The sequence below is a fragment of the Kitasatospora purpeofusca genome (assembly GCF_034043715.1).
In the GTDB taxonomy this organism is placed as follows: Bacteria; Actinomycetota; Actinomycetes; order Streptomycetales; family Streptomycetaceae; genus Kitasatospora; species Kitasatospora purpeofusca_A.
Map to the genome: position 1 here is coordinate 69,504 of NZ_JAXCLC010000036.1, position 15,261 is coordinate 84,764.

Annotated in this window: 14 protein-coding genes; 7 read left to right on the forward strand and 7 right to left on the reverse strand. The window is 75.1% G+C overall.

The features are described 5' to 3' along the window. Positions 1–33 precede the first annotated feature (33 nt). The 3 genes from SM793_RS19945 to SM793_RS19955 all read left to right on the forward strand — a co-directional run bounded on the left by SM793_RS19945 (position 34) and on the right by SM793_RS19955 (position 3,526). A complete protein-coding gene (locus SM793_RS19945; protein WP_320439577.1) occupies positions 34–1,011 on the forward strand; it encodes an ABC transporter ATP-binding protein in 978 nt (325 codons plus the stop codon). Continuing rightward, complete coding sequence (locus SM793_RS19950) at positions 1,008–2,060, forward strand: ABC transporter permease (protein WP_320439578.1); 1,053 nt, start codon at positions 1,008–1,010, stop codon at positions 2,058–2,060. Before SM793_RS19945 ends, SM793_RS19950 begins: the two co-directional genes overlap by 4 nt. Positions 2,061–2,173: 113 nt before the next feature. Continuing rightward, a complete protein-coding gene (locus SM793_RS19955) occupies positions 2,174–3,526 on the forward strand; it encodes an NAD(P)/FAD-dependent oxidoreductase (RefSeq protein WP_320439579.1) in 1,353 nt (450 codons plus the stop codon). 33 nt (positions 3,527–3,559) lie between these two features. Here the strand turns inward: SM793_RS19955 and SM793_RS19960 are convergent, their stop codons facing one another. Together SM793_RS19960 and SM793_RS19965 are read right to left on the reverse strand one after the other, a co-directional pair. Continuing rightward, positions 3,560–4,588 carry a LacI family DNA-binding transcriptional regulator gene (locus tag SM793_RS19960; protein WP_320439580.1) on the reverse strand — a complete coding sequence of 343 codons (1,029 nt, stop codon included), beginning with the start codon at positions 4,586–4,588 and terminating at the stop codon, positions 3,560–3,562. 71 nt (positions 4,589–4,659) lie between these two features. Beyond that, positions 4,660–5,523 carry a MurR/RpiR family transcriptional regulator gene (locus SM793_RS19965; RefSeq protein WP_320439581.1) on the reverse strand — a complete coding sequence of 288 codons (864 nt, stop codon included), beginning with the start codon at positions 5,521–5,523 and terminating at the stop codon, positions 4,660–4,662. A gap of 91 nt (positions 5,524–5,614) precedes the next feature. On the opposite strand from SM793_RS19965, the gene SM793_RS19970 reads away from it, so the two are divergent. Further along, positions 5,615–6,466, forward strand: coding sequence for a DMT family transporter (locus SM793_RS19970; protein ID WP_320439582.1), 852 nt, complete (start codon positions 5,615–5,617; stop codon positions 6,464–6,466). Between the two features lie 37 nt (positions 6,467–6,503). On the opposite strand, the gene SM793_RS19975 is transcribed toward SM793_RS19970, so the two are convergent. Beyond that, a complete protein-coding gene (locus tag SM793_RS19975) occupies positions 6,504–7,292 on the reverse strand; it encodes a GNAT family N-acetyltransferase (RefSeq protein WP_320439583.1) in 789 nt (262 codons plus the stop codon). Positions 7,293–7,466: 174 nt separating this feature from the next. Between SM793_RS19975 and SM793_RS19980 the strand changes: the two genes are divergently transcribed. Then, positions 7,467–7,919 carry a hypothetical protein gene (locus SM793_RS19980; protein ID WP_320439584.1) on the forward strand — a complete coding sequence of 151 codons (453 nt, stop codon included), beginning with the start codon at positions 7,467–7,469 and terminating at the stop codon, positions 7,917–7,919. A 70-nt stretch (positions 7,920–7,989) separates the two neighbouring features. Here SM793_RS19980 and SM793_RS19985 read toward each other — a convergent pair whose 3' ends face one another. The 3 genes from SM793_RS19985 to SM793_RS19995 form a co-directional block, all read right to left on the reverse strand. Beyond that, entirely contained in the window at positions 7,990–9,087 is a 1,098-nt protein-coding gene (locus tag SM793_RS19985) for an exo-alpha-sialidase (RefSeq protein WP_320439585.1), read from the reverse strand. Positions 9,088–9,268: 181 nt separating this feature from the next. Next, positions 9,269–10,801: an NAD(P)/FAD-dependent oxidoreductase gene (locus SM793_RS19990; protein WP_320439586.1), complete on the reverse strand. Its 1,533-nt coding sequence runs from the start codon at positions 10,799–10,801 to the stop codon at positions 9,269–9,271. A gap of 187 nt (positions 10,802–10,988) precedes the next feature. After that, positions 10,989–11,732, reverse strand: coding sequence for an alpha/beta hydrolase (locus SM793_RS19995; RefSeq protein ID WP_320439587.1), 744 nt, complete (start codon positions 11,730–11,732; stop codon positions 10,989–10,991). A 232-nt stretch (positions 11,733–11,964) separates the two neighbouring features. Here SM793_RS19995 and SM793_RS20000 point away from each other — a divergent pair, with 232 nt between their 5' ends. After that, positions 11,965–12,936 carry a YafY family protein gene (locus SM793_RS20000; RefSeq protein WP_320439588.1) on the forward strand — a complete coding sequence of 324 codons (972 nt, stop codon included), beginning with the start codon at positions 11,965–11,967 and terminating at the stop codon, positions 12,934–12,936. Positions 12,937–13,049: 113 nt separating this feature from the next. Here the strand turns inward: SM793_RS20000 and SM793_RS20005 are convergent, their stop codons facing one another. Then, complete coding sequence (locus SM793_RS20005) at positions 13,050–13,439, reverse strand: thioredoxin family protein (RefSeq protein WP_320439589.1); 390 nt, start codon at positions 13,437–13,439, stop codon at positions 13,050–13,052. Between the two features lie 287 nt (positions 13,440–13,726). Between SM793_RS20005 and SM793_RS20010 the strand changes: the two genes are divergently transcribed. Then, on the forward strand, positions 13,727–14,698 hold the full coding sequence (locus tag SM793_RS20010) for a hypothetical protein (protein WP_320439590.1): 972 nt from the start codon (positions 13,727–13,729) through the stop codon (positions 14,696–14,698). Positions 14,699–15,261 lie beyond the last annotated feature (563 nt).

The window sequence follows — 15,261 nt, forward strand, 5'->3', positions numbered from 1 at the left end:
CCGGCCACGTAGAACAGAGAGGGTGGGGGCCGCATGACAGACGCGACAGCGGCGACGCACGCGATATCCGGGCCGCTGGGCGGCGTGTCGACGGGCGGGGCGTCCGCGGACGGTACGCCGCCCGACGGGACGCCGGCCATCGAGGCCGTGGGACTCGGCAAGCGCTACCGGGGCGACCGGTGGGCGCTGCGCGACTGCGGGTTCACCGTCCCGGCCGGCCGGATCTGCGGTGTGGTCGGCGCCAACGGGGCCGGCAAGAGCACCCTGCTCACCCTGGCCGCGCGCCTGATCGAGCCCACCGAGGGCGAGTTGCGGGTGTTCGGCGAGGCGTCGAGCACCCCGGAGACCCGGGCCAGGGTCGCCTGCGTCACCCAGGAGAAGCCGCTCTACCCCTCCTTCACGGTGGCGGGGACCCTGCGCCTGGGGCGGGAACTCAACCCGGGCTGGGACGAGGAGGCGGCCCAGCGGGTGATCGACATGGGGGAGTTGAGGCTCGACGCCCGCGTCGGCTCGCTCTCCGGGGGCCAGCGCACCCGGGTCGCGCTCGCGCTCGCCCTCGGCAAGCGCGCCGACCTGCTCCTGCTCGACGAGCCGATGGCCGACCTCGACCCGCTCGCCCGCCACGAACTGATGGGCGTCCTGATGGCCGAGGCCGCCGAGCGCGGCACCACGATCCTGGTCTCCTCGCACATCCTGCCCGAACTCGACGGAGTCATGGACCACTTGCTGCTGGTGCAGTCGGGCCGGATCCGGCTGTCCGGCGACCCGGAGGAGATCCTCGACAGCCACCAGCTGCTCACCGGTATCGCCGAAGGGGCGGAACTCCCCGCCGGGGCCGCCGTGGAGCGGAGGGTCCGGGGCCGTCAGGTCACCGCGCTGCTGCACACCGGCGAACCGGTCGACGGGCCGTGGGAGTCGGTCCGGCCGAGTCTGGAGGAGCTGCTGCTGGCCTACCTCCGCACCCCGCTGCCCCCGCCCGCCACCGCCCCCGATCGCGAGGCCGCCGCATGAGCACCAGCACCCTGTCCGGTCCGGCGACCCCGTCCGGCCCGGCCGCCCCGCCGGCCGCGAACGGCGGCTCCGCCCCGGCCCGCCGCAGGCGCGGGCCGAGCGGCGCGCTGTGGCTGGTCCTGCACCAGAACCGGCCCGCGATCCGGTCGGTGGCGATCCTGCTCGTCGTCGTATCGGCCGCGCTGGTCGCCATGCACGTCCTGCTCCAGGACCGGCTCGAGTTGATGCAGCAGACCTCCTGCTACACCCCGGCGTCCTGGGAGCGGATCGAGTGCCGGATCCAGCTCGGCCGGGTCGAGATGCTGGACCGGATGTTCACCGACATCGTCCAGCCCGCCGCCACCGCCGTCCCGGTGCTGATCGGCATGTTCCTCGGCGGGCCGCTGCTCGCCCAGGAGTACGAACGCGGCACCGTCCGGCTGGTCCTGACGCAGTCCGTCAGCCCGCGCCGCTGGCTGCTGACCCGGCTCGCCGTCCCCGGCGCGACCGTCCTGGTGGCGACCGCCGTGCTGGCCGCGCTGACCAGTTGGGTGTGGTGGTCGGACATCTTCCACCGCCCGGCGGCCTTCGACCCCCCGTTCCAGGGCTTCACCTACCCGGCGCTGGGCGTCGTCCCGGTCGCCTGGTCGCTGTTCGGCCTGGCCCTGGGCGTGCTGGTGGGGCAGCTGCTGCGGCGCACCGTCGCCGCGGTGCTGGTCAGCGGGGTGGTGGTGGCACTCGCCCAGGCCGTGATGGTCGCCTGGCGGCCGTTCCTGTGGCCGCTGGTCGAGGAGGAGCAGCCGTACCACACCACGATGGGCGGCTTCGTCCAGCCCGCCGACGCCTGGCTGGTGGAGCACGGCGTGGTGCTCGCGGACGGCACCCGGATGATGAACGACGAGTGCGTCGCGTCGGCGAGTGTCTGCAATCAGGCGCCGACCTCCTGGGGCCAGTACCACCCGGTCTCGCACCTCGTGCCGATCCAGCTCGTCGAGGCCGGTCTGCTGCTGGTGCTCACCGCCCTGGTGGTGACCGTCGTCCTGCGTCGGCTCACCCGCGCCGGGGTCTGAACGGTCCGGCGCCGTCCGATTACGGTCTTCTGCCCGCGCGCCCGGCCCAGCAGACTGGGACGGCGTCACGGCCGATTGCGGTCTCCCCCGTCCCAGAAGGAGAACTGCGCAGCATGACCGGAACGACAGCAAGGACCGGCACGACCGGTGCGACCGGCACTACCGCGATGACCGGCACGACCGGCACGACCGGTACGACCGATAGGACCGCGAGGGTCGCGAGGGTCGCCGTCATCGGCGGCGGCCCCGCCGGCCTCACCCTCGCCCGGATCCTCCAGGTCCACGGCGTCGCCGCCACGGTGTACGAGCGCGAGCCCGACCGGGACGTCCGCGGCCAGGGCGGGACCCTCGACCTGCACGGCGACACCGGCCGGCGCGCCGTCCAGGAGGCGCGCCTGACCGAGGAGTTCTGGGCGAAGGCCAGGCCCGAGGGCGCGGAGTTCCGCGTCGTCGACAAGCACGGCGCCGCCCCCCGCGGCTTCGGCGGCGGGCCCGCTCCGGACGCCGCCGGCGCGCCGGGCCCTCCTGGCGCCGCCGGCGGATCCGGTGCGCCCGGCGGGGCCGATCCGGGGGAGAGCCCGGAGATCGACCGGGGAGACCTGCGCGGCCTGCTGCTGGACTCGCTCGCCCCCACCGCCCTCCGCTGGGGCCACCGCCTCGACCGCGCCGAGCCGCTCGGCGACGGCCGGCACCGGCTGCACTTCGACAACGGCGCCGTCGAGCTCTGCGACCTGCTGGTCGGCGCCGAGGGCGCGCACTCCCGGGTCCGTCCGCTGCTCACCCCGGTGGAGCCGCACTACACCGGCGTCAGCCTGGTCGAACTGGGCATCCCCGACGCGGACCGGACCGCCCCCGGGGCCGCCGCCGCCGTGGGCAACGGCAGCCTGTTCGCGTTCCACGACAACAAGGGCCTGGTCCTCCAGCGCAACAGTGACGGCCGGATCCGCGTCTACGCCTTCTTCCGCAGCCCCGAGGACTGGCTGCGGGTGGCCGACCTCTCCGCGCACGACCCGGCGGGCACCCGCGCCGCCGTCGCCCGGCACTTCACCGACTGGGCACCGGAGTTCCGGGACGCCCTGGCCGCCTGCGACGACACCCTGCGCGCCCAGCCACTGGAGATGCTGCCGGTCGGCCTGCGCTGGTCGCGCCGCCCGGGCGTCACCCTGGTCGGGGACGCGGCGCACCTGATGTCCCCGTTCGCGGGGCAGGGCGTCAACCTCGCGATGTGGGACGCCGCCGAACTCGCGCTCGCGGTGGCCCCCGTTCTCGCTCCACCGGCCCGCTGGGAGGCTTCGACCGCGGCGGCCCTAGACGCCGCCGTCGAGGGCTACGAGAAGGCGATGTTCGAACGGGGCGCGTTCTGGGCCGGTATCTCCGCGTTCAACCACGACCGGGTGCTGGCGCCCGACGGCCACGAGAACCTGCACCTCATGGCCGGTCCGCCCACCGCTCCGGACGGCGCGTAGAGCCACGGTCGGGGCCCGAGGCCGGGCCCCGGCTCAGGATCCGGTGCAGCCGCAGGACCGCCGGACCACCATCCGGGCCGGGAACATCCGGGCGCCGGCGGCGGGCGCCGGCTCCCCGTCGGCGCGCACACCGAGCACCAGGTCGACGGCGGCGCGCGCCATCTCCTCCTGCGCGGTGGCCACGCTGGTCAGCGGCGGGCCGGCGATCACGGCCTCCGCGATGTCGTCGAACCCGGCCACCGCGATGTCCTCCGGCACCCGGAGGCCGAGGTCGTCGGCGGCCCGCAACAGGCCGATCGCCTGATCGTCGGTCGCGCAGAACACGGCCGTCGGCCGGTCGGCGCGCGCCAGCAGCGCGAGCGCCTCCCGGTGCGCGCGGACGCGGTCGAAGGGCGCGTCGACCAGTCGGCCCTCGGTGGTGAGCCCGGCCCCGGCGAGCGCGGCGGCCCAGCCGGCGGTGCGGACGGTGACCGGGTCGCTCGGGCTGAGCGAGAAGGTGCCGCCGAAGCAGTGCACCGTGGCGTGGCCGTGCCCGAGCAGATGGCGGACGACCTCCCGCGCCCCGCCCTCGTCGTCCGCGACCACCGCGATCCCGTGCTCGGTCTCGGCGCGGTGGTGCAGCAGCACCACCGGTGTCCCGTCCGTGGCGTCCGCCCGGGCGACGCCGGGGGCGGACGGGTCCTGCGTGACCAGGATCAGGCCGTCCACCTGCATACCCAGGAAGGCGCGGATGTAGTGGGCCTCGCGCTCGTCGGCGTAGTCGGAGTTGCCGATCAGCAGCAGCCGCCCGCGCTCGGCGGCGGCCCGCTCCACGGTGTGCGCGAGTTCGGCGAAGAAGGGCTGCCGGGCGTCCGGCACGACCATGCCGATCAGGTCGGTCCGCCGCCGTGCCATGGCCTGTGCGACGCGGTTGGGCCGGTAGCCCAGCTCCTCGACGGCGGCGAGCACCCGGGCCCGGGTCGCGGCCGCCACCGGCCGAGGCCCGTCGTTGATCACATAACTCACGACCGCTGTCGACGTCCCCGCCGTCCTCGCCACGTCGTCCCGCGTCACCCTTGCCATGCCCGCGAGCCTACACACCGGCACCGACGGGCCCGGCCGTCGTTCCACCGGCCGGATGCCGCGTCGGGCCGTCAGTACATCTGGTCGGCCGTGACGTCCGCGGAGCGGCGCAGGGCCTGCTCCGCCGGTTCGCCGCGCAGGGCGAGCAGGGTGAGTGCCAAGGCGTCCACCACCGTCAGGTGGGCGATCCGGCTGGCGGTGGTCTCCAGCCCGAAGACCAGGTCCTGGCCGCCGGCGACCAGGGTGTGGGTGGCGGCCTCGCCGAGCGGGGAGCGGGCGTAGCTGGTGACCGCCACCACCGCGGCGCCGTTGCCGCGGGCGTGCCGGGCGGCGTCGACCACGGTGCGGGTCGCCCCGGTGTGGCTGACCGCCAGACAGGCCGAGGCGGAGGTCAGCTGGGCGGCGGCCAGCTGCGCGGTGCTCGGGTCGGCGGGGGCGTCGGTGCGCAGGCCCAGCGCGCGCAGCCGGTAGGCCGCGTCCAGGACCACCGCGCCGGAGAGCCCCTCGCCGAGGACGAGGACGTGGTCGGCGGCGTTCAGCGCCCCGGCCGCCGCCCGCAGCTCCTCGACGGCGAGCGTGGTGGCGATCCCGTCGAGCGCCTCCCGGGCGGCGCGAACGGTGTCGGCGAGGGCGCGGGCGGCCGGGTCCCCGGTGTCGGAGGCGTCCGGCACCAGGGCCGGGGCCTGGCGGACGGCCGCGATCTTCAGCTCCTGGTAGCCCCGGAAGCCGAGCCGCTGGCAGGCGCGGACCACCGAGGACGGCGCCGTCCCCGCGAGCTCGGCGACATCGCTCACGCTCAGGCCGACCAGGTCGGCGCCCCGGGCGAGGACCACCTGGGCGACCCGCTCCTCGCTGCCGCGCAGTTCGCCCAGCCGGGCGCGGATGTGCGCGGCCAGCTGGGACTCCAGCGGAGAAAATTCGGAATGCTCTTCCATGGATCAAGTGTAACGTGGAATCGTGTTCCGAGGGTCGGCACTCCGCCGGCCCGTCGATCCGTCGATCCGTCCTTTGGAGGGGAGCCCTGCCATGGCCGCCGCCGCCGTTCCCGTGGCCGTTCTGACCGCCGCCGTCCTGCACGCGGTGTGGAACGGACTGGCGCACCGGATCGAGGACAAGCTGGTCGGCTTCGCCCTGATCAACCTCGCGTACACCGCGTGCGCGGTGGTCCTGGTGCTGCTCAACCCGTTCCCGGCGGCGGCCGCCTGGCCGTACCTGCTGGCCTCCGTGGCGATGCAGGTGGCGTCCCAGCTGCTGCTCCTGCGCGCCTACCAGCTGGGAGACTTCGGGCAGATGTACCCGATCGCGCGCGGTTCGGCGCCGCTGCTGGTGGCGGTGCTGTCGGTGGCGCTCCTCGGCGAGTCGCCCGGCGTCGGGGAACTGCTCGGGGTGGCCGTCGTCTCCTGCGGGCTGGTCGGGCTGGCCTTCGCCAAGGGGATCCCGGGCCGGGCCCAGCTGCCCGCGCTCGCGGCGGCGCTCGGCACCGGGGTGATGATCGCCGCGTACACGGTGTCCGACGGCGCCGGCGTCCGGCACGCGGGGACGGTCGGCGGCTATGTCGCCTGGCTGTTCCTGCTCCAGGGGCCGGTCCTCGCGCTGATCGCCCGGGTGCGGCGCGGGCCGGGGCTGCTGGCCGGGGCCGGTCCGGCGGTGCCGTTCGGGCTGCTCGGCGGGGTGCTGTCGCTGACCGCCTACGGGCTGGTGGTGTGGGCACAGTCCCGGGGCGACCTCACCACCGTCGCGGCGCTGCGCGAGACGAGCATCGTGATCGCCGCGCTGATCGCCACCGTGGTCTTCCGGGAGCGCCTCGGGCGGCTGCGGATGGCGGCGAGCGCGACCGTCCTGGCCGGGATAGCCGTCCTGGAACTGGCCCGCCCCTGAGGCCGGTTCCAGGACGGCGCGGGCGACTTCGCGCGATTCAGAGGACGACGACCGTCAGCGAGCTGTGCGTCGTCGTGAAACCCAGCCGCTCGTACAGCTGCCGGGCCCGGTTGCCCTCCGTCACGGCCAGTCCGATCCGGGCGGCGCCGCCGTCGGCGACGGCGGCGACGACCCGGCGCAGCAGGTCGCGGCCGAGACCGGGGTAGCCGTGCGCCGGGTGGCGGAACACATGGGCGATCCAGGGCAGGCCGTCCCAGTCGGTGAGGACGGCACCGGCCACCACCCGGTCGGTGCCATCCACGACCAGGGTGCTGGCCGGCAGCGGCGGGCCTATCACCTGCCCGGAGAGCAGTTCGGCGATCCTCCGGACCGAGGCCCGCTCGTCCTGGCCCTCGCCCTGGCCCTCGTCCGGGCGGTGGTCGGGATGGCCGGGGCCGAAGGCGGCCCGGGAGGCGGGCGCGAGCGCCTCGGCCCCCCGGTCACAGGGAACGGCGCGGAACCCGTCCCGGAGCGGGGTGGCAGCCCAGCCGGCCCAACCCCCGGGCGGGGGAGCGTCGGTGAGTTTCCGGTGCATCGTGTGGCCGTGGCGCAGTACCGCGGCCCCCCGGCGCACCAGCTCCTCGCCGAGCCCGACCGGGCCGGAGACCACCCAGCCCGCCAGTTCCGTTTGTACGAAGGCGGCCAGGGCGGCCGGATCGGCGCGCGGGTCGACCACCTCCAGCCGGTTCGCCCAGCGGCGGCCCTCCCGTTCGCCCCGTTCGAACCGCACCAGGGGGACCCCGTCGGCTCCGTACCCGTACTGCCAGTCGCTCCCGGCCTGCGCCACGCCGTTCGTCCGATCCTCGCGCGTCGGCACACCCCTCGGTACGCCCCGTCGTCCGCCATGCTCGGTGAACGGTCCGCCCGGCATCAACCGACTCCCGGTCAACCGGCCTGCCGGGACGGCGGATCGGGCGGGACGTGGCCGGAATTGTCGGTGGCGGCACTTAACCTTCCCGGCATGAGCGTCCCCGAGGTCGTCCCGATCCTCCACGAGCCCGGCTACCGCACCGACACCGTCGGCCGCTGCCGGGGCGGCCAGTTCTTCGCCTCGGTCTGCTACGCCGTCCCCGAGGGGTCGTCCGATCCCGACGGCGGGGCGTGGTACGCGGTGCTGCACCGGTTCGACCCGGGCGGGCGACACCTCGGCTCGCGGATCGAGGCAGCGCCGGAGGAGTTCGACACCGGTGCCGGGAAGGCCGCCGAGGAGCTGCTCCGGGAGTGGCTGGACGCGCTGCCGGAGCGGGAGTTCGGGGACATCGCCGTCGCGCCCTTCGCGGTGCTGGTCGACGGCTGCCGCTTCGGCCTGGTCGTCGAGCGGCACGGCGAGGACGCGACGGAGGACGACTGGGCCGAGCTCTACCCCGACGGCCTCGGCTTCCACGCGCCCTGGGACGGCGAGTACGACACCTGAGCCCGCCCGCCCCCGAACCCGCTGGTCCGAACCCGCCCGCCCCCAACCCGCCGGCCGGCCCCCGTCCCGCTCAGTCCGCGATCACCGCTGCGCGGACGCAGAGGACGTCCGGCAGGTGGGAGAGCACCGGTGACCAGTGCGCGCCCTCGTCGCCGCTGGCGTAGACCTCGCCGGTCCGGGTGCCGAAGTAGATGCCGGCCGGTGCGAGGTCGTCGGTGCGCAGCGCGTCCCGCAGCACAACGCCGTAGTGGTCCTCGCCGGGCAGGCCCTCGGTGAGCGCCCGCCAGCTGTCGCCGGCGTCGTCGGTGCGGAAGACCCGGCAGCGGCGGCCGGGCGGAATCCGGTCGTCGGCGCCGCCGAGCGGGAACACGTACGCGGTGTCGGCACGGTGCGGGTGGGCGGCGATCGCGAAGCCGAAGTCGGCGGGCAGGCCGTCGGCGATCGACCGCCAGCTCGCGCCGCCGTCGTCGCTGCGGTAGACGCCGCCGTGGTTCTGGAGGTAGAGCCGGTCCGGGTTCACGGCGTCCCTGGCGATCTTGTGCACGCACTGGCCGAACTCGGGGTACTGGTTCTCCTCCGGCAGGAACTCGGCCCGCAGGCCGGTGTTGGAGGGTTCCCAGCTGCCGCCGCCGTCCTTGCTGCGGTAGACGCCGCCGCTGGACACGGCGACCAGCAGCCGTTCCGGGTCGCGGGGGTCGCACAGGACGGTGTGCAGGCCCTGGCCCCCGTAGCCGGCGCCCCACTCGGTGCGCTGCGGGTGGTCCCACAGCGACTCGACCAGGGCGAAGGTCTCGCCGCCGTCCGTGGAGCGGAACAGCGCGGCGGGTTCGGTGCCCGCGTAGACCACGTCGGGGGCCTCGGGCCCGGCCGGCTGGAGCTGCCAGACCCGGGTCAGCGAGGCGCCGGTGTGCTCGGGGAAGCGGATGGCCGGGGTGGACGGCTCGAACCAGCTCGCGCCGAGGTCGTCCGAGCGCCACACCGACGGGCCCCAGTGGCTGCTGTCGGCGCCCACCAGCAGCCTGGTGCGACCGCCGCGGCGGTCCAGGGCGACGGAGTAGATCGCGTTCATCGGGAAGTGCGGCCCGCTGAACTCCCAGTCCAGCCGGTCACGACTGCGGCCGAGAAAGAGGCCCTTCTCGGTTCCGACGGCCAACAGCACCTCGGTCATTGCCACACACCACCTGGTCGGCGAAACGGCCCCCGCGGACACCCTCCCCGGCCCAGTGTCCCGCCGCCGGGGGCCCGCCACATCTCGCCGCGCCGAGGCGGACGGCCGCCGGGTAATGCCCCGACCCGACGGCGCGGCGCCCGGGGCGCCCGGGTGCCGCACCGTCGGCCACCAGCTGTCGTCAGCCCCGGCAGCCTTCCAGCAGCCGCAGCCAGACCTCGCTGATCGTCGGGTAGGCGGGCACCGCGTGCCACAGCCGGTCGATGGGCACCTCGCCGACCACCGCGATCGTCGCCGAGTGCAGCAGCTCGGAGACACCGGGGCCGACGAAGGTCGCGCCGACCAGCACCTCCCGGTCCAGGTCGAAGACGACCCGGGCCCGGCCGCGGTAGTCGTCGCCGTAGAGCGAGGCCCCGGCGACCGCGCCGAGGTCGTGGTCGATCGCCTTGACCCGCAGCCCGGCCCGTTCGGCGGCGTCGAGGGTCAGGCCGACGGCGGCGACCTCCGGTTGTGTGAAGACGACCTGGGGCGCGCCGGCGCTGTCCGCGGACGCGGCGTGCGCGCCCCAGCGTTCGGTGTCCAGCGGGCGGGCCTGGGCGCGGGCGACGATCGCCGCGCCGGTGATGCGCGCCTGGTACTTGCCCTGATGGGTGAGCAGCGCCCGGTGGTTGACGTCCCCGGCGGCGTACAGCCACGCGCCGTCGACGCCGAGCACGGTGCAGCTGTCGTCCACCCCGAGCCAGTCGCCGGGGTGCAGACCGACCTGCTCCAGGCCGACGTCGGCCGTGCGGGGGGCACGCCCGGTGGCGTACAGCACCTCGTCCACGGTCAGCCGCCCGCCGTCGCCCAGGGTGAGCGTGACCTCGGAACGGTCCTCGGCCGGGTCGGCACCGTCAGGCCCCTCGGCACCGTCAGACCCGTCAGCCCTGTCAGCCCTGTCAGGCCCGCTCACAGACCGCCGCTCCAGCGCCGTCACCTCCGTCCCGAACCGGAGGTCCACCCCGAGGTCCCGCAGACCGTCCGCGACCAGCTCGCCGGCGAACGGCTCCGTCCGGGGCAGCAACGCGGAGCCGCGGACCAGCAGCACCACCTCCGAGCCGAGCGCCCGCCAGGCGGTGGCGAGTTCCACGCCCACCACCCCGCCGCCCACGACGGCCAGCCGCCGGGGGACGGTGGGCGAGCCGGTCGCCTCGCGGTTGGTCCACGGCCGGGCGTCGGCCAGTCCGGGCACGTCGTGCGGCAGCACCGGGCGGCTCCCGGTGCAGATCGCGACGGCGTGCCGGGCCACCAGCAGCCGCTCCGCGCCGTCCTCCGACTCGACCGTCACCTGTCGTTCGCCGGCCAGTCGGCCGTGGCCCCGGACCAGTTCGATGCCGGTGTCACGGAGCCACTGCACCTGGCCGTCGTCCTGCCAGTGCGAGGCGAACGAGTCGCGCCGGGCGAGCACCGCGGCCGCGTCCAGCGCACCGCCGCCGACCGCCTCCCGGGAACCGGCCACCGCGCGGGCGTCGGCCAGCGCGGCGACCGGGCGCAGCAGCGCCTTGCTCGGCATACAGGCCCAGTACGAGCACTCGCCGCCGACCAGTTCGCTCTCCACGATCACCGTGCGCAGCCCGGCGGCGGCCGTCCGGTCGGCGACGTTCTCGCCGGTGGGGCCCGCGCCGATCACGATGACGTCGAACTCCTCGGGGGCGGGGGACTGGGGGGAGGTCATACGTGCTCCTCGTTGCTCTGAATCGGTGCTGTCGTGCTGTCGTGCGTCGTGCCGTGCCCATCCTGCGCCGACCGGACCGCCCGGCGCAGCCGAACACGCGGGCGAAGCGCCGGCCTCAGCAACCCCTTCACATCCCGCTGGCCGCCGCACCGCGCGGCGGCACGGTGCGGCGTCCACCGGGTGCCGTCTACCCGAGCTCCGCCAACTCGGCGAGCGCCGCCGCCGTTTCGGCAGGCCGGGAGAACATCGGCCAGTGCCCGGTCAGCACCTCGCGCAGTTCCCACTCCGCCCCGCCGAGCGCCGCGAAGTACGGGTGCCCGGCGGCGATCATCTCCCGGACCTGTGCCAGCGGGATCGAGCAGGAGATCAGGGCCTTCGGCAGCTTGTCCGCCCCGCCGGCGAGCCGCACCGGCTCGTAGAGCGTCCCGGCCGGCTGGGCCGTCGCCCGCTCGCGGAACCGCGCCAGCCCGGCTTCGTCGATCCCCTCCACGGAGGCGCCGTCGGAGGCCAGCACCTCCCAGGACGGCAGCGGCAGCCACCGGCCGTCCACCAGCGTGGCCTCCAGCGTGGCGCGGTAGGCCGGGTCCCAGAGGTCCGCGATCGCGACACCGTCGGCGAGCGGGCCGGAGTCGAGGTAGACCACCCGCCGGATCCGGTCCGGCACCCGGTCGGCCGCGCCGGACACGGCGATGGTGCCGCCGCTGTGCGCCACCAGGACCACGTCGCGGAGGTCCTCGCGGACCAACAGTTCGGTGAGGTCGGCGATCTGGGCCTCCGCGCCGGTCTCCGGCGTGGCCTCGCCGGCCCGTTCGGCGAGCCCGGGCAGCGTCACCGCGTGCACGGTGTGGCCCGCGGCGCGCAGGGGTTCGGCCACCGCCTCCCAGGCCCAGCCGCCGAGCCAGAAACCGGGGACGAGTACGAAAGTGCTCATGATGGGACGGTCCTTTCCTGGAATGCCTGCGGTGGCCCCGGTCCCGGTCCTCACCGTCACCCGGGCCGCCCGCCGTGACTCCGACCCTAGAATGGCATCCGGACAGAACTCGACCGGATTTGCCGCCGGTTCGACCACCCGGCCGCCCGCGTCGCTGCCCGCCTCGCCGCCCGCGTCGCCGTCTACCCGGCCCGCCGACCGTCCGGCCGAACGCGAACAGGAGCGGAACACCGTGGAGCACCCGGTCAGCCGCATCCTCGCCCTCCTCGAACTGCTCCAGGCCCGCCCCGGCCTCACCGGCGCCGAGATCGCCGAGCGGCTGGAGGTCGACGTCCGCACCGTGCGCCGCTACGCGGCCCGGCTCGCCGAACTCGGCATCCCCGTCCGGGCCGAACGCGGCCGCTACGGCGGCTACCGGCTGCTGCCCGGCTACCGGCTGCCGCCGCTGATGCTCACCGGGGACGAGGCCGCCTCGGTGGTGCTCGGTCTGCTGGCCGGCCGCCGGTCCGGGCTGTCGGTGGGGGAGCAGGCCGGGGAGTCGGCCCTCGCCAAGATCCAGCGGGTGCTGCCGCCGGCGCTGCGCGACCGGGTCGCGGCCGTCGAGCAAACCCTCGGACTGACCGCCGCGCCCGCCACCGGCCCCAGCCCGGCCGCCTCGGCGCTGTTCACGCTCGCCGAGGCCGCGCGCCGGAACCGCCGGGTCCGGCTCGACTACCGGGACCGCGCCGGCACACCCAGCGAGCGCGAGTTCGACCCGTACGGGCTGGTCGTCCACTCGGGCCGCTGGTACACCACGGGACTGGACCACCGCAGCGGCGAGCAGCGGACCTTCCGGCTGGACCGGATCCGCTCCGTCCACCCGGGTGAGGCCGGTTTCGAACCGCCCGCGGACGTCGACCCGGTGCGGCGGGTCCTGGAATCGCTCGCCTCGGTGCCGTGGCAGCACGAGATCGAGGTCGTCCTGACCACCGGCCTGGACGAGGCCCGCCACCGCATCCCGCCCACCGTCGGCACGGTCACAGCGACCGAGGACGGCAGGGTGCTGTTCCGCGCCCGGGCCGAGCGCCTCGACGGCATGGCCGTGCTGCTCGCCGGTCTCGGCTGGCCCTTCACCGTCCGCCGCCCCGCCGCCCTGCGCGACGAGGTCCGCGCGCTGGCCGCCCGCCTCGCCGCCTGGACGGAGGACGGACCGGCCGACGAGTGAGTGTCCCCCGGACCTCGTGTTCGCCAACCCGTTCGCCAACCCGCCCCAAAGCGCGGCGGCGGGCTCCGGGGCGGAGGAACCACCCCGGAGCCCGCCGCACGGGCGACCGGACGTCAGGCCTTCGGAGCGCCGTTCTGCTCCGACGCCACCTGCCGCTTGACCTCTTCCATGTCCAGCTTCCTGGCCTGGCCGATCAGGTCCTCGAACACCGGCTCGGGCAGCGCCCCGGCCTGGGAGAAGACGAGCACGCCCTCCCGGATGATCGCCAGCGTCGGGATCGACTGGATCCCGAACGCCGCGGCGAGCTCCTGCTGCGCCTCGGTGTCGACCTTGGCGAACACGAGGTCCTGGTGGCGCTCGGCGGCCTTCTCGTAGACCGGCGCGAACTGCCGGCACGGGCCGCACCAGCCCGCCCAGAAGTCGATGAGGACGAAATCCTTGCCGCCCTCACCGGGGACGATCTCGTCGAAGTTCTCCTTGGTCAGCTCGACCGTGCTGCTCATCTCGCGATTCCTGCCCTTCCGGTGGTGGCGGTGAAGGCCATCTGCCCCGCACAACGGCTGCTGTCCCCGCGCTATTCCGCGGACCCTACCGCGCGGTTCGTCGAGCGGAAGCGGGCCCCGGCCCGTACCGGAGGGTGTCAGGCACCGACGTGCCCAACCGCCGACCGGGGAGCGGCCACCATGCGCAACATCCCGCCGTACCCGTGCCGAAGGCCCGGCCGGTTCCGTTCGCGGGCCCGGGTGCCTCGCCGTGCTCGCCGCCGCCGGGCTGTCCGCCGCCACCCTGCGTGGTCACCGACAGCGCGGGCTTCACCCTCTACCGCTTCGACAAGGACAGCGCCACACCGCCGACCGCCACCAGCGCCGGCGACTGCGCCACCCTCTGGCCGCCCGCCGCGGCCGACGGCACGGCGGTCACCGTCAACGGCATCGGCCCCGAGCGGTCCGTGCACCTCGACGTCGCCCAGCTACGTCCTCGGTGTGCTGGACCCGGCCGAACGCGCCGCCTTCGACGCCCGTCTGGTCGCGGGCTGCCCGCAGTGCACCCGGCAGCCGGCCGAACTCACCCCCGTCGGAACGCTGCTGGCCGAGTACGCGGCCGACGGCGACCCGGCCGACCCCCTGCCGCGGCCGGACCCGGGTCCGGCGGCTGGCACTGGTCGTCGCGGTGGCCGCCGTGGCACTGGCCGGACCCGCGGTCACCGCCGCGGTCATCACCGCCGACTCCCCGCCCGCGGTGGTCGCCGCGGCCGCCGCCCACCGGTTCACCGGGACGGACCCCGCGACCGGGGCCCTGGGGCAGCCGGGTCACCCTCGAACTCTCCGGCGTCCCCGGCCCGATCACCTGCGACCTGATCGCCGTCTCCGACGCGGGCGTCAGGCAGACGGTGACCACCTGGAGCGTCCCCGCCACCGTCCACTCCACCGGCGGTACCGCCCTCCCACCCGCCACCATCGACCACTTCGAAGTCCGCACCCTAGACACCGACAACCGACACCCTCCTCCTCACCATCCCCACCCACACCCCCTGGCCCTCCCCACCGCCGGAAGCCGCCCCCCGCCGACTTCCTGTGCCCCCTACCCGGCGCTCCTCTCCATCCGCCGCAGGAAGTCGACTCCGCCGACTTCCTGCGCACCCCGATCCTCACCCCCGACCCAGGGGACCCGGCCTGCCGTCGAGTGGGAAGTCGGCGAGGCCGATCTCCCACTCCCGTTCCTCGCCGACGGTGCAGCGATGTCACCGCCCCGCTGCGTGTGACCCGGGACGGTGCCGGTGTGGTGCGGGGAGTCGACATCGCCGACTTCCTGCGCCACCCCGAGTGATCCGGCACGGTGACTGCTCCGGAGCGGGAAGTCGACCCGGCCGACTTCCCACCCGGTGTGCGGCGTTCCCGTTGCTACCGCCGGGCTGGTGGCACAGGGAGTTGACCTCGCCGACTCCCTGCACCACCACCGGCCCCCGCCTCTGGCCTGCCTCCTATGGGCGGTTGGTGCTGCCGACTTCCCACGTCGCGTGCGGTGCTTCCGGTGTTGTCACAGGTGTGCGCCCCCATGGGAGGTCGGTGAGGCCGACTTCCCACTCCCGTTCCTCGCCGATGGTGCAGCGATGCCGCCGCCCCGCTGGGTGTGACCCGGGACGGTGCCGGTGTGGTGTGGGGAGTCGATATCGCCGACTTCCTGCACCATCTCCGCGCCCCTGCCGAGTCTCTTCCCCCGCTTGCCTGCCCGCCGCGGGAGGTCGACCTGGCCGACTTCCCGCTCGGTGTGGGGCGTTTCCGTTGTTGCCGCCGGGGTGGTGGGGGGGGGGTTGGTCGCCCCCGC